Source organism: Lutibacter sp. (genome assembly GCF_041555395.1).
Taxonomy (GTDB): domain Bacteria; phylum Bacteroidota; class Bacteroidia; order Flavobacteriales; family Flavobacteriaceae; genus Lutibacter.
In genome coordinates this window covers 75,237-95,371 of record NZ_JBFFKM010000005.1, presented here as the reverse complement: position 1 = coordinate 95,371, position 20,135 = coordinate 75,237, and the positions used below count along the sequence as shown (strand labels likewise).

The following is a 20,135-nucleotide window of genomic DNA, read 5'->3' as shown; positions in this document are numbered from 1 at the left end:
GGCAATTATAAATGCTGCCGAAAAAACAGGAATGCCAAATGGCGTATTTTCAAATTTAAACAGCAGCGGAATTGAGGTCGGCGTTAAATTGGTGAAACATCCACAGGTAAAGGCGGTAGGTTTTACAGGAAGCATTGGGGGAGGAAGGGCATTATACAACTTGGCCTCACAGCGTCCAGAACCCATTCCTGTTTTTGCGGAAATGGGAAGCGTAAACCCGGTGATTATTTTACCGGGAGCCGCTAAAAATAAAGGGAAAGATTGGGCAAATATTTATGCAGGTTCCATCACTTTAGGTTCGGGGCAATTTTGTACAAATCCCGGATTAATTTTAGGAATAAAAGGAACTGAATTAACAAATTTTATTCAAAAACTATCAGATGAAATTGTAAATATTGAACCTACTTGCATGTTGCATCCAAACATTATTGAGGCTTATGAAACTAAAAAAGCTAAAATGCAAGAACAAAATGGTTTGCAAACTACCGCAAGTTTTTCAAATGAAACTTCGGTGAATTTTGGCCGCCAGGCCATAACAACTGTTGAAGGTGCCACTTTTTTAGAAAACACCACATTGCATCAGGAGGTTTTTGGGCCATTTTCAATGGTGGTTCAATGCGAAAATGTGCAACAATTGGAAGAAATAATTGCCAATTTGGAAGGCCAGTTAACAGGAACAGTTTTGGCGGAAAACGGAGAATTAAAAAATTATGAAAAGGTAATAAGTGCCCTTCAAAACAGGGTTGGACGCATTATTTTTAACGGAGTTCCAACTGGCGTTGAGGTTTGTGCCGCAATGGTTCACGGTGGTCCGTATCCGGCGTCAACCGACAGCAGATTTACTGCGGTGGGAATCAATTCCATAAAACGTTGGGTTCGTCCGTTTAGTTTTCAAAGCTGGCCAAACGAATTGTTGCCTGATGAATTGAAAAATGAAAATCCGTTGTGGATTTCAAGAACAATTGATGGAAAAAGAACAACTCAGTCTTTATAAGATTCCCATGAATAGAAAAACTTTTTTTTGCATTGACGCCCACACTTGTGGAAATCCGGTGAGAGTGGTTGCCGGTGGTGGTCCAAATTTAAAGGGAGTTGATATGAGCGAAAAGCGTCAGCATTTTTTAAAGGAATTCGACTGGATTCGCAAAGGATTGATGTTTGAACCGCGCGGACATGATATGATGAGCGGGAGCATTTTATTTCCGCCGCATCATGTAGAAAATGATTTTTCGATTTTGTTTATTGAAACTTCAGGCTGTTTGCCTATGTGCGGCCACGGCACTATCGGAACAGTAACCATTGCCATTGAAGAAGGTTTGATAACGCCAAAAATTCCAGGAAAAATTAGGATGGAAGCGCCAGCCGGACTTGTGCATATTGAATATCAAAAAACCGGTAAAAAAGTGGATTGGGTAAAATTAATCAACGTAAAATCTTACTTGGTTGCTGAAGGATTAACTATTGCTTGTCCGGAATTGGGAAAACTTACTTTTGATGTTGCTTATGGAGGGAATTATTATGCCATTGTTGATCAACAAGAAAACTTTAGCGGTGTTCACAATTTTACGGCAGGTAAATTAATTCAATATTCACAAGTAGTCAGATCGCGCATCAATGAAAAATATCCTAATTTATTTGTGCATCCCGAAAATGAAACCATTAGAGATGTGAGTCATATCATGTGGACCGGAAATTCTATTGATCCGACTTCCTCTGGAAGAAACGCCGTTTTTTATGGAGACAAAGCAATTGATCGATCACCTTGCGGTACGGGAACATCAGCACGTATGGCACAATTGTATGCGAAAGGCAAACTAAAACCGGGGAAAGAATTTATCCACGAAAGTTTTATTGGTTCTAAATTTATTGGAAAAATAGTAGCCGAAACAACTTTGGAAGGAAAAAAAGCAATTATTCCCAGCATACAAGGCTGGGCAAAAATATATGGATACAACACCATTATTATTGATGAGGAAGATGATCCTTATGCACATGGATTTCAGGTGTTGTAAAAATAATAGTTTGAAAGATCAATAACAACAGAGTTACACGATTAAACAGTTAACAACAATAATGTGAAAAATGTAATTATCATCGGGGGCGGAATTATTGGATTATGTTCTGCTTATTATTTGGCAAAAGAGGGTGCCAAAGTTACTGTTATTGACAAATCTGATATGCTGGACGGCTGTTCTTATGGAAACGCAGGAATGATTGTTCCCAGCCACATTATTCCTATGGCACAACCCGGCGTAATTCATCAGGGAATTAAATGGATGTTCAATGCAAAAAGTCCGTTTTATATAAAACCCGCTTTAAGTATTGATTTACTTTCTTGGTTAATTCAATTTTACAAAAATTCCAATCAGGAACATGTCAATAAATCTATGGCCCCATTGCGGGATCTTTCTTTTTTAAGCAAAGAATTGTATCAGGATTTTGCGCGTTCAATTAATGAATTTAGGTATCAGGAAAAAGGACTTTTAATGCTTTATAGCACTGAAAAAGTTGGTGAGGAAGAAATAAAAATCGGCAAAATAGCTGAAAAAATGGGGGTAGAAGTCGGTTTTTTAGATCAGCAGGAAGTTAAGGAATTAGAGAAAAACACTAATGTTGATGCTTTGGGCGCTGTACATTATAAATCAGATGCGCACTTATCCCCAAATCATTTTATTGCATTTTTAAAAGCAGAATTAAATGAAATGGGTGTGAAAATGACTTCTAATTGTTCTATAATAGATTTCAATGTTTCCGAAGGGAAAATTAAAGAATTATTGACGAATCATGGAAATTTTAAAGCAGATGAGTTTGTAATAGCTGCAGGTTCTTGGAGTGTGGAAATTGCCAAAAAGTTAGGAGTTAAATTGTATATTTTACCTGGAAAAGGTTATAGTTTTAATGTAGAAAACCTTTTGTTAAAACCGACAATTCCGGCTATTTTATGTGAGGGAAAAGTGGCCGTAACACCTTTGGGTGATGTTGTTCGGTTTGGAGGAACTTTAGAAATCACCAATAATCAAGACACTAAAATTAACATAAAACGATTACAGGGAATTGTTGAAAAAGTAAATCAATTTTATCCGGATTTAAAAGTTGACCTTCCTGAAACGAAAAAAGTATGGCATGGTTTTAGGCCTTGCACACCAAGCGGAATGCCAATTATTGAGAAATCTAAAAAAATTCAAAATTTAACCATTGCCGCAGGACATGCAATGATGGGCTTAAGTTTGGCGCCAGCTTCGGGAAAATTGGTCAGTGAATTGATAATGGGTGAAAAAACATCTCTAGATATTACTGAATTTAGAAGTAGCTAATATATTTTGGTTACTTTTGAAGCATGACTTTTATAGAAATTTTAATAAAACTCAGAAGAATTGTACGTTCCATAAATTTGGAAAGCAAGCGTGTAGATAAGGAACTGGGCGTGAGTATTCCGCAATTGTTATGCTTGCAATTTTTAGCGGAACAGGAAGACTATAGTGCAAATGCTTCAAAGTTAAAAGCTTTTTTGAATTTAAATGCCAGCACTATTACAGGGATAATATCAAGGCTGGAGAAAAAAAATATGGTTGTAAAACTTCCTAAATCTACCGACAAGCGTATCACCTTAATTTCTTTAACGGCCGAAGGAATTTCACTTATCCAAAATGCGCCACTTACTTTTCAGCAAAAATTAAGCGAAAAACTTCAAGCGCTTCCGCCAGAAAAACTTAAAACCATTATTGATGGCATTGACTTATTAACCGAGCTTATGGAAGTTGATGAAATAGACGATTCACCAATTATCACTTCAGAAGAATTTATTTAAGAACATGAGATTATTGTGTTCAGATTTCAAAATTGTATTGATTTCTTGTTTATTGAATTATTATAAATGGGTTTAAATAGTTTCTATAGAAACTATTTCGTATTTTTGCATGATAACCTATAAAATAAAACAAGAAATATGCTCATTATACAAGTAAAGGAAGGCGAAAACATTGATAGAGCGCTAAAAAGATACAAACAAAAAACAAGAAGAACAAAACTGATTAATAATTTAAGAGACCAGAAACAATTTACTAAAAAATCGGTTAAGAAAAGAATGAAATTGGCAAAGGCGGTTTACATACAGGATTTAAGAAACCAAGAAGAAAAATAGCTATGGAGACTTTTAAAATTTACAATAAAACCACAAAACCTTCAGCAGAAGAAAAGGAGGAGGTTATTTCATTTTTATTTCAGCATTTACAGGAATATGGTGATAAAAAGGAAGATATTGGTAAATGTTTCGATTTCGCAATTAAGGATTCTCAAGAAGAACTTGGCGGATTTGTTTTGAGTCTTTTGGAAAATAATAAAATTCAAGGCGTTACAATAGTGAACAAAACAGGAATGTCCGGGTATATTCCTGAAAACATTCTCGTTTATATTGCAGTTCATGAAAATGCCAGAGGTAAAGGTGTTGGCAAAAAACTAATGAACAAAGCTATTGAATTAGCTGATGGAGATATCGCTTTGCACGTAGAACCAAACAATCCGGCAAAATTTTTATATGAAAAATTGGGCTTTGAAAACAAATACTTAGAAATGCGACTTAAAAAACAAAAATAACTGATATGGCTATTTTAGACATTGTTGTTTTTGCTGTTTACATGGTCTTGGTTTTAGGAATTGGGTTTTATTTTTTCAATAAAAATAAAACCGTTAAAGACTATTACGTTGGTGGGGGTGAAATGAGTAGTTTGCACGTCGGGTTGTCCGTTGTTGCAACAGATGTAGGCGGCGGATTTTCTATTGGGTTGGGCGGACTTGGTTTTGTTATGGGGATATCCGGTTCCTGGATGTTATTTACCGGACTTATAGGCGCTTGGTTAAGCGCCGTTTTTTTGATTCCAAAGGTTGTAAAGCTTGGCAATTTGCATGGTTTTTTAACTTTTCCCGAATTTTTGAAGCACAGTTACGGAGCTACAGTAGCCATGGTTGCCGGTATTATTTCCTTTATTGGCTATTTGGGTTTTACTTCATCTCAATTTCTTGCCGGGGCAAAGTTGGCTGTGGGCACATTTCCTTCTCTTGACTTAAATGAAGCTTTACTGATAATGGGAGGTGTGGCATTAGTTTATACTGCCTTTGGCGGAATGAAAGCTGTAATTTACACAGATACTTTTCAATGGTTGGTTTTAATGTTTGGATTGATATTTGTTGGAATCCCTATTGCTTATAACTACTTAGGAGGTTATGAAGCGATTGTTGAAGTGCTTCCCGACAAATATTTTTCATTACAAAATGTTTCTTGGGTACAAATTGTAAATTGGTTTGTAATTATTGTGCCAATTTGGTTTGTTGGAATGACACTTTATCAAAGAATTTATGCGTGTAAGGATGAAAAGACAGCAAAGAAAGCATGGTTTATAGCAGGACTTTTTGAATATCCTACAATGGCTTTTATGGGCGTAATTCTTGGATTATTTTCAAGAGTTGCAGCTGCAAAAGGTATTTTTATTTCCGACGGATTTGAAAGTGAAATTGGTATGGATCCTGAAATGGGTATGCCTTTACTTTTAAAACATGTCTTGCCCGTTGGTTTAATGGGATTGATGTTATCAGCCTATTTTTCTGCAATAATGTCAACAGCCGATAGCTGTTTACTTGCAGCTTCCGGTAATTTTGTAACTGATATATTGGGACTTAAAGACCTTAATAAAAAGACGATAAGAATTTCTCAAATTATCACCTTCTTTGTGGGAGGTGTAGCAATAATTATTGCTACAACAATGCAAAGTGTATTGGAATTGATGTTGCTGTCATACTCATTTATGGTTTCAGGATTATTGGTACCGGTGTTGGGAATTCTATTGTCAAAAAACAGAAAACCTTTAGCGGCTTTATATTCTATGCTTGTAGGAGGATCTTCTACATTAATCTTAACTTTTCTTGAAGTGAAAATTCCTTTTGGTTTCGATCCAATATTAATAGGAATTTCACTATCTTCCATTGTCTATTTATCAATTAAAAAATAATTTAAATGGCTTTTATAACGCTCAATAAGAAATCATTAGAAAATAATTATTCATTTTTGCAGTCGTTATTTAAAAGGCATAATAAGGAATGGGCGCCTGTATTGAAGCTACTTTGCGGAAATAAAACTTTTCTGGAATACGTTTTATCTTTAGGTGATGAACAAGTTTGTGACGCCCGATTGACAAATTTGAAAAAAATTAAAGCCATAAATCCTAACAAAGAAACCATCTACATAAAACCTCCCGCAAAGAGAAGCTTAGCAAATGTGGTAAAATACGCTGATGTTAGCTTTAATACAGAATTTACGACCATGAAATGGTTATCTGCAGAAGCTGTTAAACAGGATAAGATTCACCGAATTATTATTATGATTGAATTGGGTGATTTGCGTGAAGGTATTATGGGTGAGCATTTAATGGAATTTTACAAAAAAATATTTGAATTGCCCAATATTCATGTGTCAGGTATTGGAGCAAATCTAAATTGTTTAAGTGGTGTTATGCCAAGCAAAGACAAACTTATTCAGTTGAGTTTATATGAGCAATTGATTGAAGCAAAGTTCGGCAAAAAAATAGATTATGTTTCGGGAGGATCTTCTGTGATGATACCCCTTTTAATGAAAAGGCAAATTCCCAAAGGCGTTAATCATTTTAGAATTGGGGAAACCCTGTTTTTTGGTATTGATTTATTTACAAATAAAACAATCCCTAAAATGAAGGATGATGTTTTTTTGCTTTATGCTGAAATCATTGAAATAACGCAAAAACCTATTGTTCCTTATGGTTATTTGGAAGAAAATCCATCAGGAGAAACCTTAGAAATTGACCCTGAGGATTATGGAAAAAACCACAGCAGGGGGATTTTAGACATAGGGCTTTTGGATATTTCTAAAACTGAATTTATCACGCCTGTTGATGAAAACATTTCCTTTATTGGTGCCAGCTCAGATATGTTGGTGGTGGACTTGAGCGAGACTACAAAAAAATATAAAGTTGGAGACCTGGTGAGGTTTAAAATGAAATATATGGGCGCTTTGCGCATCATGAATTCTGAATATATTGGAAAGAAACTTGTTTAATGTATTGTTTCATATCCAGATTATTTCGCATGGTATTTAATGGAATAAAATTTGCTTCAAAATTGATTCCAAAAAAGAAAAAACTTCCTTAAATTTAGACTTTTTCAGCAGAGAATTTAACTAAATTAAACAGCATGAGATACGCGCAAATTCCTTCCTTATTATTTATAAAAAATCGACAAAATTTTACGGCAAAAATGGAAGCGAATTCCATTGCTATATTAACATCAAATGATGTAATGCCCAACAATGCAGATGATGAAATGGGATTCTCCCAGAACAATGATTTGTTTTATTTAAGCGGCATTGATCAGGAAGAATCTATTTTATTGATGTATCCTGATGCTTCTTTGCCAGAAAACAGAGAAATTTTGTTTGTGAAAGAAACCAGTGACCTCATTAAAATATGGGAAGGCGACAAGTTAACGAAAGAAAAGGCATTTAAGGTTTCGGGCGTTAAAAATGTTAAATGGCTGCAGGATTTTGATCTGACTTTGCAATATATGGTATTTGAAGCCGATACTTTTTACTTAGGCCATAATGAACATAAAAAAACATTGACTGCTGAAATGTTGACACAACAGGACAGAATGATTGCCAGGTGCAAAGAAAAATATCCTTTGCATAATTACAAGCGTGCGGCAAAAATTACCCGTGAACTTCGTCAAATTAAATCCGATGAGGAAATTTCATTAATGCAAAAAGCTACTGATATTAGTGTTGGAAGTTTTAAAAGGGTTTTAAAAATCGTAAAACCAGACATGATGGAATACGAATTGGAAGCGGAGTTGACTTATGAATTAATTAGAAATGGAGGAAAACGCAATGCATTTATGCCAATTGTGGCTTCAGGAGCAAATGCCTGCGCCTTGCATTATAACACCAATGATACCATTTGTAAAGATGGTGATATGGTATTGATGGATTTTGGCGTGTGTTATGCAAATTACAATTCAGACACTACGCGTTGTTTTCCGGTAAACGGAAAATTTTCAAAAAGACAGAAGGAAGTATATAATGCAGTTTTACATTGTTTAAAAGAAGGTTCCAAATTGTTAAAGCCGGGAGCAGTTTCTGCCGAATATGAAAAACAAATGGCAGGTTTGGTTGAACAACAATTAATCAAATTGGGTTTGCTGGATATTGAAAAAGTTAAAAAACAGGACCCTGATAAACCTTTATATAAAAAGTACTATATGCACGGATCGGCACATTTTATTGGGTTGGATGTTCATGATGTTGGTTTGTATACCCGACCATTTGAAGCGGGAATGGTGCTTACTTGTGAGCCCGGAATTTATATTGCTGAAGAGGGAATTGGCTGTCGTTTAGAAAATGATTATTTAATCACCGAAAATGGCAATTTTAATTTAACGGCAGATATGCCTATTGAAATAGATGAAATTGAAGCGATAATGAATGTTTAGAATTTCTTACTAAAAGTTAAAAAAATTCAATTAATATTATAAAAAAATCGTTTACTTGTCTCTGCTTCTATCACAAAAAAGCTTAATTTAGTGACGAATTGGAAAGTCTAGCTTTAAGTTTTGTGTAAATGCTTTCAATTATTGGAAATTGCCTTGGATAACGTTGAAAATCATAGGCAAAAGAACAAGAATAAAAACTGAAATTTAACGTTCTAACTTTTGATCCAGAGACATTTTAAGGTTTTAGTATGATTTAAATTTATACTCTTTTTAATGAGAAGGAAAAATCAATTGAGGCAGCATGCAACAATAGTGTGAACTGAAAAGGGACTAAAAAATCCTATTAATTGAAATATTTATCGTTTAACAATAAATAATGAAGGAATCTATTCTAATAGGATTATTACAAAATGCAGCTTTATTGATTGCTTTTTCAATGCTTTATCAAAATTTCTGGATTAAGAATGAAGATTCCAAAAGCATTTCAGAAAAAATTATTGCTGGACTCGTTTTAAGTAGTATTGGCATTATTTTGATGTCTACTCCATGGACTTATGTACCTGGAATCTCTTTCGATATGCGTTCTGTTTTGCTTTCCGTATCTGGTTTGTTTTTTGGGCCAATTCCTACTATAATTGCCATGTTGGGAACAGGGATTGTTCGCGTAATTATGGCTGGGGAAGGTTTATGGATGGGCTTGGCAGTTATTTTTTTTTCGGGATCAATAGGATTGTTATGGAGAAAATTCAGACCAAACTGGAAATCCAATAATTATTATATGGAATTGTTGGTGATGGGATTGGTTGTGCATATTGTTATGTCGGCTTGCACAATTTTTCTTCCAACAGATGAGGTTTTGCCAACTTTAAAAGTAATTATAATTCCACTTTTAATTATCTATCCTCCTGTTACCTTGTTGCTTGGTTTTTTAATGGTTAAACAATATAAAGACTGGCAAAATAAATTGGCTCAAATAGAATTGCAAGAATCTGAACGTCGATTTACGCAGATATTGGATAGCGGAAATATATTGACGCTTTTGCTTAATAATGATGGAACTATTAATTTTTGTAATGATTATTTGTTACAAATAACGGGATATTCAAAAGCGGAAGTATTAGGAAAAAACTGGTTTGATTTAGTTATTCCAAGTACTGAAAAGGGAAACATGAAGGCGCTATTTTCCAAGGGAATACAAATTGAGGAATTTTCGAAAAATTATGAGAATCCGATTCTGACAAAAACAGGGGAGAAATTACATATTAGATGGTATAATATTGTATTGAAATCAGATGTAAAAGAGGAATTAGGAACCGCAAGCATTGGCGTAAATATTACAGAGCGCAAAATGCATGAAAAAATGCTTGAAGAAAAAAACGATGAAATAAAAGCCCAAAATGAAGGGTACAAAAAAATAAATCAAGAATTACAAATAGCCCTAGAACGCGCGGAAGAAAGTGACCGATTGAAATCGGCCTTTCTTACCAACATGAGTCATGAAATCCGTACCCCAATGAACAGTATTCTTGGCTTTTCAGACTTGCTGAAAGAATCGGAGCCAACAAATGAAAAGCAGCACCGGTATATTGGCGTAATTGAAAATAGCGGAAAGCGCATGCTTAATATTATAAACGACATTCTTACAATTTCAAAAATAGAGTCGGGAATTATGGACATTAATAATTCTGAATTTAATATTAATGAGCAAATAGAAAGTATATATGCATCTTTTAAAAATGAAATTGAACAAAAAGGAATTGATTTTAGTTATAAAAATGCCTTGCCTGAAAATGAAGCCATGATTAATAATGATGGTGAAAAAATTTATGCAGTTTTGATCAATTTGGTTAAAAATGCCATAAAATTCACAAATCGCGGCGCTATAGAATTTGGGTATAACTTAAAAACGAATGGTGCAACTGCCGAGCTGGAATTTTTTGTAAAAGATACTGGAGGTGGTATTCGTCCGGAACAAATGGAAGTTATTTTTGAAAGGTTTAGACAAGGCAGTGAATTGCTTACCAGAAATTATGAAGGAGCAGGTTTGGGATTGGCAATTTCAAAAGCTTATGTTGAAATGTTGGGCGGTAAAATTTGGGTTGAAAGCAAAGAAGAAAATCTTGTTTCAGGCAAAGAAGGAAGTACCGTTTTTTACTTTATAATTCCTTGTGACCTAAAACCAAATAAAAAAATTGATATGCAAAATGTAACTTCATTAACTCGAAAAAAATATAGCGATAGAGATCTCAAAATATTAATCGTTGAAGATGATGTTGTCTCAGAAAACATGCTTGAAATAATGATTGAGGATTATTGTAAAGCACCCTTAGTCGCGAAAAACGGATTTGAAGCGGTTCAATTATGTGAAGAAAATCCAGATATTGATTTTGTTTTAATGGATATTAAAATGCCTGAACTAAATGGTTATGAAGCAACAAAGCTAATCAGGGAGTTTAATAAAGACGTAATTATTTTTGCGCAAACGGCTTTCGCGCTTTCCGGAGACAGGGAAAAGACTATAGCGGCAGGATGTAATGACTATATTTCAAAACCTTACAGTCAAAGCGAATTGACTGGGTTGATCAATAAGTATTTTTAGAAATAACTTCAATTAAAGTAAAACATAAATTATAAAACTAAAATTACAATAGCAGTAATCTTTTTAAAAAGTCGTATTTTTAGCAATTATTTTATAAAATAGTATTTCTCTAAATTAAATATTTCCTATGAAGTTTTATAAATCGCTGATTTTATTTGTGGCGTTAAGTTTGTCAATGGCAACCTGTAAAGTAGTTGCTTTAGATCCCGTTGAAATTTTAACTTTTGAGCAGAAACTTGAAAAACTATTCCCTAATGCCGAAATCACTGAAATGGAGGCCAAAGATCATTTTACAAAAGCCTATCAAATAGTATTGGAAGAACCATTTGACCATGAAAATTATGCAGCTGGCACTTTTAAGCATTACGTTTATTTATCGCATGTAGACACTAAAATGCCCATAGTTTTAATTACGGAAGGCTATAACGCGAATCCCAGTACCTATGAATTAAGCAAAATATTGAAAGGAAACCAGGTTCAGGTTGAGTATCGATTTTATGGGAAATCACGTCCAGATAGCATTCCGTGGCAGTTTTTAAAAAATGATCAGGCTATTGAAGATTATCATAATTTGGTCACTAAATTGAAAAGATTGTATACCGGAAAATGGATTTCAACTGGAATAAGTAAGGGAGGCGAAACCGTATTAATTTATAAATCTAAATATCCTTGGGACGTAAATGTTGCTGTGGCTTATGTGGCGCCGCTTATAAACGCACCTGAAGACATTAGAACGGAAGAACATATTAAAACAGTTGGAAGTGATGCTTGCAGGGCGAAAATAACTGAATTTCAGAGAGCTGTTTTAAAAAACAGAGAGGCTGTTTTAAGTGAAATAACAAACTTTGCGACTGCAAATAAAATGAGTTTTACGGAACTATCACCAGAAGAAGCTTTGGAGTATGCGGTACTTGAGTTTCCTTTTTCTTTTTGGCAATGGGGAGGAAAGTGTGATGCTATTCCAACTGAAAATTCAACTTCAAAAGTTATGTTTGACTATATTAACGAAATTGTAGGTATTTCATTTTATAATGATCAGACCTATGTGGATTTGCTTCCTTCGTACTATCAGCATTTGACGGAATTGGGTTATTATGGCTTTGACACCACACCAGTAAAAGATTTATTGAAGGTAGTTCACAATCCTACGAACAAGCGATTTGCACCTAAAAATGTGGACTTAACCTATAGCCCAAATTATATTAATGAAGTGCGCGATTTTGTTGAAAACAAGGGAAATAAAATTTTGTATATTTATGGGGAATATGATACTTGGGGCGCTTGTGCGCCTTCTCCAAAACCTCATGTGAATGCCTTGAAAATGGTTTTAAAAGAGGGTTCACATAAAACAAGAATAGCCAATTTTTCAAAAGAAGACCAACAATTAATTTATGATAAATTGCAAAACTGGCTGGGGTACAGTGTTACTATTTATCCGCTGAAGTAATAATCGTATTGTAATTTCTATGAAAAGAAAATTGTTATCCAATAACTTTCTTCTGACTGTTATAAAAAGCATCTGCCTGAAATTGTAAAGTTTCGCTTGCTTTTTGTTTTTTGTAGTTGTACAGTTCTTTTTCATCGGCCAATTCGTTGTATATGGCTTCATTAAGCGCTGCATCCGTATTTAATAGTTTTTCTCGTTGCTTTTCTTTTTGCTGCACCCAATTTTTTACCGAATTTTCAACATCTTGCGTTTTGAAATCATATTCGCCTTTTGAGGCGATTAATTTTGCCAGAATGGGTGAAGTTTCAATGGATAAAAATAACAGGAAAATGAAAAATGATGGCAACCATGGCAATTCATTTAAGGCATCTATTCTTGCCATTAGGCCGTCGAAACCATCAATGATGGGTTGTGCTGAATTAATTTGTGCTGTTTGTTGGTTTAATAAAACGGCTATTTGCGCTTCGTTTTCAATGATTTTTGTTTTATTTTCTGTTTTTATTTGTTGTAATTCGGCCAAAGCCGCATCATGTTTTTCGCGTTTTTCATTATAAACGGCACCTTTACCGATCAATTTGGTTCCTTTTCTGCCTTCCGCTTCTGCAATATAAGTCTCATATAAGGCATTTGTTTCTGCTTCTTTGGTGCCAATCTCTTGTTTTAAATCGTTTATTTTATTTTTAATTACGGTAATTTCTGGTGTATACTGATTGGCAATTTGTTCTTTGTTTGCCATGGTTAATTTATTTTTTTGCGTTAACAAAACCTGATTGATTTCTTTTTCAAAAATCTTTATTTCTAATGGTTTTGAAATCACAACAGCTATAATGATGGCCAATATAATTCGAGGTGTTGCCTGCCAAATTTCTTTCCATTTTGAATCACTTTTTTTGATGGTTGACACAATAAAGCGGTCTAAATTAAAAATGAGCAATCCCCAAATGAGTCCGAAAAAGATGGCCGTGTAATAATTATCGAAAACAGTAAATAAGGCGTAACTGGAGGCAATATAAGCCATTACTGCCGTAAAAAATACGGTTCCGCCAATACCTGCATATTTGAGTTGTTCCCCTTTTGAGCTTGTTTTTAGGATATCAGTATCTGCGCCTGAGCACATCCAAAAGAATTTATTAATCATAACATAGTAGTTTGTTATGCATACAACGTAAAAATTATCAAATTATTTTCTTAAAGAATTATTAAAAATGATTGCAGTACATAAATAACATCGGAATTTAATTTTTATTGCGTTAGGGATGGCAGTGAAAAGCCCGCAGTTTTTGCGAGGACTTGGAACGAACAGCCCGCCCGAAGGGAACGCCCAAAACATTGATTTTTAATAGCGGTTGTTATTGCTGTTTATTAAACGTAATTTTGCGCTTTTAAAAACACAATATGAGTATATCGAAAGAATTAGATGCACGGAGCGGGTCTAAATGTGAATTGTGCGGTTCAACAGCCGATTTAAGCACTTACGAAGTGCAACCTGCAAAAAACGGAAATGAGGATGACAATGTGGTGGTATGTGCCACTTGCGGTAATCAAATTGAAAATCGGGATTTGGTTGATGTCAATCATTGGCGTTGTTTAAACGACAGTATGTGGAGCCAGGTGCCAGCCGTCCAGGTGATGGCCTGGAGAATGCTAACAAACTTAAAAGCAGAAGGCTGGCCACAAGGTTTATTGGATATGTTGTATTTGGATGAAGAGACTTTGACGTGGGCAAAAGCTTTGGGAGTTATTGAAGAAAACACAACAGAAATTGTGCACAGAGATGTGAATGGTGTTATTTTGCAGGCTGGAGATTCTGTTGTACTTATAAAAGATTTAAAGGTAAAAGGGTCTAGTTTGATTGCGAAACAAGGAACTGCTGTTCGTAGAATCACATTGGATCGTGAAAATGCCGAACATATTGAAGGTAAAGTTGGTCCAACTCAAATTGTGATTATTACGAAATACGTAAAGAAAATGTAAGAAGCCGGGAGACCGAAGACCGAAGCAAAAATAAACAGTTACACAACTAAACGAATAAACAAAAAAAGAATCCCAAATTCGCAAAGCGAATTTGGGATTCTTTTTTTAAGACATTTCCGTAAAATATTTATAAAATAACGGAATGGTTTCAATGCCTTTCAGGTAATTAAAAACTCCAAAATGCTCATTTGGAGAGTGGATTGCATCACTGTCCAACCCAAATCCCATTAAAATAGTTTTGCTTTTGAGTTCTTTTTCAAAAAGGGCTACAATTGGAATACTTCCTCCTGAACGTTGCGGAATAGGTGCAACTCCAAACGATTCCTGGTAAGCTTTACTCGCCGCTTTATAACCAATAGTGTCAATTGGTGTCACATAACCTTGTCCGCCGTGATGCGGTGTTACTTTTACTTTAACTGATTTTGGTGCGATTTTTTCGAAATGATTTTTAAACAATTCCGTAATTTCTTGCCAGTCCTGATTTGGCACCAATCGCATAGAAATTTTTGCGTGTGCTTTGCTTGCAATCACTGTTTTTGCACCTTCACCAGTATAGCCTCCCCAAATTCCGTTAACATCCAATGTTGGGCGGATGGAATTTCGTTCGTTTGTGGTATAGCCTTTTTCACCGTAAACTTCTTCAATGTCTAATGCTTTTTTATAGGCATCTAATGAAAACGGCGCTTTTGCCATTTCAGCTCTTTCTTCTGAAGATAAATCCGCTACTTTGTCGTAAAAACCGGGAATGGTGATGTGGTTATTTTCATCGTGCAGTGAAGCAATCATTTTAGTTAAAATATTGATTGGATTGGCAACTGCACCGCCATATAAGCCGGAATGTAAATCTCTGTTTGGACCGGTAACTTCAACTTCAACATAGCTTAATCCTCGCAAACCTGTGGTTATTGAGGGTTGTGAGTTTGAAATCATCCCTGTATCGGAAATTAAAATAATATCATTTGCTAATTTTTCTTGGTTGCGTTCAACAAACCAAGCCAAACTAACGGAACCAATTTCCTCTTCACCTTCAATCATAAACTTTACGTTACAAGGAAGTTGTTTGTTTGTTATCATATATTCCAACGCTTTAACGTGCATATACATTTGACCTTTATCGTCGCAGGCGCCTCGGGCAAAAATAGCACCATCGGGATGGATTTTCGTTTTTTTAATAATTGGCTCAAAAGGTGGCGAATCCCAAAGCTCTATAGGATCGGCTGGCTGCACATCGTAATGCCCATAAACAAGTATGGTTGGTAATTTTTTGTCGATTATTTTTTCTCCGTAAACTATTGGGTTTCCTGGAGTTTTGCATATTTCAACAGTGTCGCAACCCGCTTTTTCAAGTGCGATTTTTACGGCATCGGCGGTATTTAAAATATCTTTGTTAAAAGCAGAATCGGCGCTAACTGAGGGCATTTTAAGCAGTTCAATCAACTCATTAATAAATCGGTCTTTATGCTGATTTACGTATGATTTTATATTTTTCATTTTAATTAAATTTGTTAGCTCAAAATTACGCAAATTTTTTTTGATTGAAATTGTTGAAAAAAGATTACGATGTACTTTGCAATTTGTAAGTATTGTGTATATTTGCAGCCACCATAATGCGGGCGTGGTGGAATTGGTAGACACGCCAGACTTAGGATCTGGTGCCGCAAGGTGTGAGAGTTCGAGTCTCTCCGCCCGCACAAAAGCTCTTCGAAACCGAGGAGCTTTTTTTATGGAAAAAATTTGGCGAGATGTTTATCCGCTCACATGAAAAAATTTTCAGAAATAAAGTTTTTTTGATTTAGAAATTAGAAAGATTAAATTCAAATGAGGTCTTTGGTTTTAGGCCTTGACATCCTTTGACTGCTTGTCTTACGCCTAATATTCTTTTATGAATTCCTATGATAGATAAGTAATTTTATATTAATAAATTTAGTAAGTTAGCATTCTAATTGTTAAAATGGCCGAAATAACTTAGCTCTATTAATGAAGGAAATTGATCTAATAGACTCCGAAAACGTTGTAAATATAGAATCTCCAGGAAGAATTAACATTATTGGAGCAAATACCGATGAATTCAATGGGTTTTTTTAGCTACTGAAATTGACAAAAAAGTCAATTTTGAAAAACCAATAAAAAAATTAACTGCTTTTGAAGAAATACCAAGCGAGAGAACAAAAATAAAACAACTAAATATTAATAAAAAATTATGACTGCACATTTTGGATTTTGGGATTATTTCGTTTTTATAGCTTATGCTGTATTAATTTTAGGGGTAGGCTTATGGGTGTCAAGAGATAAAAAGGGACATCAAAAAACTGCTGAAGATTATTTTTTGGCTAGTAAATCTTTGCCTTGGTGGGCTATTGGGACTTCATTAATCGCTGCAAATATTTCTGCGGAACAGTTTATAGGCATGTCTGGTTCTGGGTTTGCTTTGGGATTGGCAATTGCATCTTATGAATGGATGGCAGCCATCACTTTAATTATAGTGGGAAAATACTTTTTGCCTATTTTTATTGAAAAAGGGTTGTATACCATTCCTGAATTTGTTGAAAAACGATTTTCCACCAACTTAAAAACCATTTTAGCCGTATTCTGGATCGCGCTTTATGTGTTTGTAAATTTAACTTCGGTTTTATATTTGGGGTCTTTGGCTTTAGAAACCATCATGGGAATTCCTATGGTTTATGGCGTGATTGGATTGGCATTGTTCGCAGCTGCCTATTCCTTATACGGCGGACTTTCAGCAGTTGCCTGGACAGATGTAATTCAGGTGGTGTTTTTAGTTTTGGGAGGCTTGGTTACCACTTATCTGGCTCTTAATATGGTTTCTGGAGGTGAAGGAGTGTGGGCTGGACTGAAAACAGTGTTTGATGCTGCTCCTGAAAGATTTGTGATGATTTTGGATGAATCAAGTTCGCATTATAAAAGTTTACCGGGAATTGGCGTGTTGATTGGAGGTATGTGGGTAGCAAATTTGTACTATTGGGGATTCAACCAATATATTATTCAAAGAACTTTGGCGGCAAAATCATTAAAAGAAGCTCAAAAGGGAATTTTATTGGCTGCCGGATTAAAATTAATTATTCCGATAATTGTGGTAATTCCTGGAATAGCAGCTTATGTTATGGTAAACGACCCTGAGATTATGGCACGTTTGGGTGCAGCTGGGCTTAAGAATTTACCTACTTTAGAACAGGCTGACACAGCATATCCTTGGTTGTTGCAATTTTTGCCTACCGGATTAAAAGGTGTTGCTTTTGCGGCTTTGGCTGCAGCCATTGTATCGTCTTTGGCTTCAATGTTGAATTCAACTTCAACCATTTTTACCATGGATATTTACAAACAGTACATCAATAAAAATGCAAGCGATAAAAGCACTGTGAGAATGGGAAGAATCTCTGCGGGTATTGCGTTAGCGATTGCTGGTGTTATGGCCCCTTTATTGGGAGGACTTGATCAGGCTTTTCAATTTATTCAAGAATATACGGGAGTTGTGAGTCCGGGAATTTTAGCCATATTTATTTTAGGATTATTTTGGAAGAAAACCACAAATAAAGGTGCAATTATTGGAGCCTTGGTTTCAATTCCAATTGCCATGTATTTTAAAGTGGCTCCAAAAGGATGGTCAACGAGTGCGTTATTTGTGGATGTTCCTTTTTTAGATCAAATGGGATATACTGCAATACTTACTATGATTGTTATTGCTGTTGTGAGCTGGGTTCAACACAACGGAAAAGATGATGAAAAAGGAATTCAGCTTTCGAAACAATTATTTAAAACAGGTCCTGTATTTAATATTGGAGCATTTGCTGTGATGATTATTCTAGTGGCTCTTTATGCGGCCTTCTGGAAATAATAATTAAATAGATAATAGAAAAAAGAGTCTGGAATTTCCTGGCCCTTTTTTGTTTTTATATAAATTTTTTCTGAATTATTTAAAAGTCGAATTCATATAATTACTTGATCTTTATATTTTTTTTTTCAACAAAATTTCTTGAAAATTTTCAGATTTTGGAAGGCCATCAAATATGGTCACAAATTTTTGGGGAGGCGAGGTGAGTTTCCTATTCTCCAAATCGATCCAAGCGCCATATACTTTAATTTCTGCCGAAAGTTTACCGGCTTCATTAAAAATATGATGTTTAAATCGCCAGCGCTCAATGTTTTTAGAAACACCTTCCAATTCCATTTTTACGGTAATATTTTCACCAATATGAATTTCTTTATAGAATGAAGTTTCTTCTTTAAATAAAATAGGGCCAATGTTTAATTTGGCAAATTCATTTATTGAAAGTCCGTGTTCCTGAAAAAACCGCACTCTAACTTCAGCGGCATAATCGTTGTAAGCTGTATGACGCATATGACGGTTTGGGTCAAAATCTGACCATTTTGTTTTAAAAGTAATTTCGAAATTCATTAAATATTTTTTTGAAGCGGCTAAATTAGGGCTTAAGTTTTGTTTTTATAAACCGATTGTAATAAAAAGGTTGAAATATTTTGGAGTTTCTAATTTTTAACATCCAAAGCGTCACGCAAAGCGTTACCAATAAGCATAAAAGCCATGACCAAACTCATAATGGCCAATCCGGGAATAACCGCCAAATAAGCTTTTCCTAGAATAATGTAACTGTAATGGTCTTTAATCATAGCCCCCCAGGAAGGTGTTGGAGGCTGGGCGCCAATTCCTAAAAAACTCAATCCGCTTTCCATTAAAATAGCTCCGGCGAAGTTGGCTGCTGAAATTACAATTACAGGCGCCATAATATTGGGCAAAATATGTTTAAAAATGATTCTAAAGTTGGAGAAGCCCAAAGCTTTGGCCGCTTCTACATACTGCATTTCCTTTGCGCTAATAAGTTGTCCGCGCACTACTCTTGCAACTTCAACCCACATAGTTAATCCAACTGCAATAAAAACTTGCCAAAATCCTTTTCCCAACGCCAATGTGATGGCAATTACCAAAAGCAGTGTAGGTATAGACCAAGTAATATTAATGAGCCACATAATAAAAGCATCAATTTTTCCTCCAAAATAGCCAGCAATTGCACCTATGAAAAGACCAATCACCAATGAAATAAACACAGCAATAAAACCAATTGAAAAAGAGATTCTTGTGCCAATTAACATTCTGCTTAACAAATCCCTTCCATACTTATCGGTTCCTAAATAGAATTTTTTTGTTTTGATGAAGGTTGAAATGTCTTTTCCTTGAAATTTTGATAGCGGGAATGTTTTTGTTAAACTTACAGCACTGTTTTCTGTATAGGAATTAATAATCAAGTCAGTTGCTGAAATGCTGTAATTTGAAATCGGCACTTCAGTCAGCGGACTTTTTTTTCCGAATAAAATAATATTGAAGAATGATTGATTTATTTTTTTTTCTGAAGGAATGCTGAGCATTAAAACTTCAAAACCCGGTTTTTTCGAATGAATTTCCAAATGCATCTGGTTGGCATTACTACTGTTGTCAGGTGCTAAAACGTAGGCAAATATTGCTGTTAAAGCACATAAAACAACAAACCAAAAACCAAACACTCCAGCAGTATTTTTTTTATACTTCTGGAGTGCTAATGCGGATAATGAATTTGCTTTAGTTTTCAATAGTTATTG

The 20,135-nt window shown here is 34.9% G+C and carries 17 protein-coding genes and 1 tRNA gene; 14 read left to right on the top strand and 4 right to left on the bottom strand.

The window, feature by feature from the left end; all coding sequences use genetic code 11:
• The 11 genes from ABY285_RS02615 to ABY285_RS02565 all read left to right on the top strand — a co-directional run.
• The coding region (locus tag ABY285_RS02615; RefSeq protein WP_372766715.1) for an aldehyde dehydrogenase family protein at positions 1-994 on the top strand (994 nt) is incomplete at its 5' end.
• A 7-nt stretch (positions 995-1,001) separates the two neighbouring features.
• Positions 1,002-2,012 carry a 4-hydroxyproline epimerase gene (locus tag ABY285_RS02610; protein WP_372766721.1) on the top strand — a complete coding sequence of 337 codons (1,011 nt, stop codon included), beginning with the start codon at positions 1,002-1,004 and terminating at the stop codon, positions 2,010-2,012.
• A 63-nt stretch (positions 2,013-2,075) separates the two neighbouring features.
• Positions 2,076-3,314, top strand: a complete 1,239-nt coding sequence (locus tag ABY285_RS02605) for an NAD(P)/FAD-dependent oxidoreductase (RefSeq protein WP_372766713.1) — start codon at positions 2,076-2,078, stop codon at positions 3,312-3,314.
• A gap of 23 nt (positions 3,315-3,337) precedes the next feature.
• Complete coding sequence (locus tag ABY285_RS02600; protein WP_372766711.1) at positions 3,338-3,808, top strand: MarR family winged helix-turn-helix transcriptional regulator; 471 nt, start codon at positions 3,338-3,340, stop codon at positions 3,806-3,808.
• Between the two features lie 138 nt (positions 3,809-3,946).
• Entirely contained in the window at positions 3,947-4,141 is a 195-nt protein-coding gene (gene rpsU / locus ABY285_RS02595; RefSeq protein ID WP_372766709.1) for a 30S ribosomal protein S21, read from the top strand.
• Positions 4,142-4,143: 2 nt separating this feature from the next.
• Positions 4,144-4,593 (top strand): GNAT family N-acetyltransferase, encoded by a 450-nt coding sequence (locus ABY285_RS02590; RefSeq protein WP_372766707.1) that lies wholly within the window; start codon positions 4,144-4,146, stop codon positions 4,591-4,593.
• Between the two features lie 5 nt (positions 4,594-4,598).
• Positions 4,599-6,002 carry a sodium:solute symporter gene (locus ABY285_RS02585; RefSeq protein ID WP_372766705.1) on the top strand — a complete coding sequence of 468 codons (1,404 nt, stop codon included), beginning with the start codon at positions 4,599-4,601 and terminating at the stop codon, positions 6,000-6,002.
• Between the two features lie 5 nt (positions 6,003-6,007).
• Positions 6,008-7,081, top strand: coding sequence for an alanine racemase (locus ABY285_RS02580; protein WP_372766704.1), 1,074 nt, complete (start codon positions 6,008-6,010; stop codon positions 7,079-7,081).
• Positions 7,082-7,215: 134 nt separating this feature from the next.
• A complete protein-coding gene (locus ABY285_RS02575; protein ID WP_372766702.1) occupies positions 7,216-8,508 on the top strand; it encodes an aminopeptidase P N-terminal domain-containing protein in 1,293 nt (430 codons plus the stop codon).
• Positions 8,509-8,884: 376 nt separating this feature from the next.
• Entirely contained in the window at positions 8,885-11,107 is a 2,223-nt protein-coding gene (locus tag ABY285_RS02570; RefSeq protein ID WP_372766701.1) for a LytS/YhcK type 5TM receptor domain-containing protein, read from the top strand.
• 127 nt (positions 11,108-11,234) lie between these two features.
• Positions 11,235-12,554: a S28 family serine protease gene (locus tag ABY285_RS02565; protein ID WP_372766699.1), complete on the top strand. Its 1,320-nt coding sequence runs from the start codon at positions 11,235-11,237 to the stop codon at positions 12,552-12,554.
• A gap of 34 nt (positions 12,555-12,588) precedes the next feature.
• On the opposite strand, the gene ABY285_RS02560 is transcribed toward ABY285_RS02565, so the two are convergent.
• Positions 12,589-13,692 (bottom strand): DUF4407 domain-containing protein, encoded by a 1,104-nt coding sequence (locus ABY285_RS02560; RefSeq protein WP_372766698.1) that lies wholly within the window; start codon positions 13,690-13,692, stop codon positions 12,589-12,591.
• A gap of 257 nt (positions 13,693-13,949) precedes the next feature.
• Between ABY285_RS02560 and ABY285_RS02555 the strand changes: the two genes are divergently transcribed.
• A complete protein-coding gene (locus ABY285_RS02555; protein ID WP_372766697.1) occupies positions 13,950-14,528 on the top strand; it encodes a PhnA domain-containing protein in 579 nt (192 codons plus the stop codon).
• Positions 14,529-14,633: 105 nt separating this feature from the next.
• Here the strand turns inward: ABY285_RS02555 and ABY285_RS02550 are convergent, their stop codons facing one another.
• Positions 14,634-16,019, bottom strand: coding sequence for a dipeptidase (locus ABY285_RS02550; RefSeq protein WP_372766695.1), 1,386 nt, complete (start codon positions 16,017-16,019; stop codon positions 14,634-14,636).
• A 118-nt stretch (positions 16,020-16,137) separates the two neighbouring features.
• Here ABY285_RS02550 and ABY285_RS02545 point away from each other — a divergent pair.
• Both ABY285_RS02545 and ABY285_RS02540 read left to right on the top strand, forming a co-directional pair.
• Positions 16,138-16,219 (top strand) — tRNA-Leu (locus ABY285_RS02545).
• 509 nt (positions 16,220-16,728) lie between these two features.
• Positions 16,729-18,381, top strand: coding sequence for a sodium/sugar symporter (locus tag ABY285_RS02540; RefSeq protein ID WP_372766693.1), 1,653 nt, complete (start codon positions 16,729-16,731; stop codon positions 18,379-18,381).
• 111 nt (positions 18,382-18,492) lie between these two features.
• Here the strand turns inward: ABY285_RS02540 and ABY285_RS02535 are convergent, their stop codons facing one another.
• Complete coding sequence (locus ABY285_RS02535; protein WP_372766691.1) at positions 18,493-18,942, bottom strand: acyl-CoA thioesterase; 450 nt, start codon at positions 18,940-18,942, stop codon at positions 18,493-18,495.
• Positions 18,943-19,031: 89 nt separating this feature from the next.
• On the bottom strand, positions 19,032-20,126 hold the full coding sequence (locus ABY285_RS02530) for an ABC transporter permease (RefSeq protein WP_372766689.1): 1,095 nt from the start codon (positions 20,124-20,126) through the stop codon (positions 19,032-19,034).
• Positions 20,127-20,135 lie beyond the last annotated feature (9 nt).

Excerpts from the sequence above, each read along its gene's own strand:
- ABY285_RS02560 (WP_372766698.1), bottom strand. The coding sequence starts at position 13,692 with ATGATTAATAAATTCTTTTGGATGTGCTCAGGCGCAGATACTGATATC.
- ABY285_RS02535 (WP_372766691.1), bottom strand. The coding sequence starts at position 18,942 with ATGAATTTCGAAATTACTTTTAAAACAAAATGGTCAGATTTTGACCCA.
- ABY285_RS02570 (WP_372766701.1), top strand. The coding sequence starts at position 8,885 with ATGAAGGAATCTATTCTAATAGGATTATTACAAAATGCAGCTTTATTG.
- rpsU (WP_372766709.1), top strand. The coding sequence starts at position 3,947 with ATGCTCATTATACAAGTAAAGGAAGGCGAAAACATTGATAGAGCGCTA.
- ABY285_RS02600 (WP_372766711.1), top strand. The coding sequence starts at position 3,338 with ATGACTTTTATAGAAATTTTAATAAAACTCAGAAGAATTGTACGTTCC.
- ABY285_RS02610 (WP_372766721.1), top strand. The coding sequence starts at position 1,002 with ATGAATAGAAAAACTTTTTTTTGCATTGACGCCCACACTTGTGGAAAT.
- ABY285_RS02550 (WP_372766695.1), bottom strand. The coding sequence starts at position 16,019 with ATGAAAAATATAAAATCATACGTAAATCAGCATAAAGACCGATTTATT.
- ABY285_RS02580 (WP_372766704.1), top strand. The coding sequence starts at position 6,008 with ATGGCTTTTATAACGCTCAATAAGAAATCATTAGAAAATAATTATTCA.
- ABY285_RS02540 (WP_372766693.1), top strand. The coding sequence starts at position 16,729 with ATGACTGCACATTTTGGATTTTGGGATTATTTCGTTTTTATAGCTTAT.
- ABY285_RS02565 (WP_372766699.1), top strand. The coding sequence starts at position 11,235 with ATGAAGTTTTATAAATCGCTGATTTTATTTGTGGCGTTAAGTTTGTCA.
- ABY285_RS02585 (WP_372766705.1), top strand. The coding sequence starts at position 4,599 with ATGGCTATTTTAGACATTGTTGTTTTTGCTGTTTACATGGTCTTGGTT.
- ABY285_RS02555 (WP_372766697.1), top strand. The coding sequence starts at position 13,950 with ATGAGTATATCGAAAGAATTAGATGCACGGAGCGGGTCTAAATGTGAA.
- ABY285_RS02575 (WP_372766702.1), top strand. The coding sequence starts at position 7,216 with ATGAGATACGCGCAAATTCCTTCCTTATTATTTATAAAAAATCGACAA.
- ABY285_RS02590 (WP_372766707.1), top strand. The coding sequence starts at position 4,144 with ATGGAGACTTTTAAAATTTACAATAAAACCACAAAACCTTCAGCAGAA.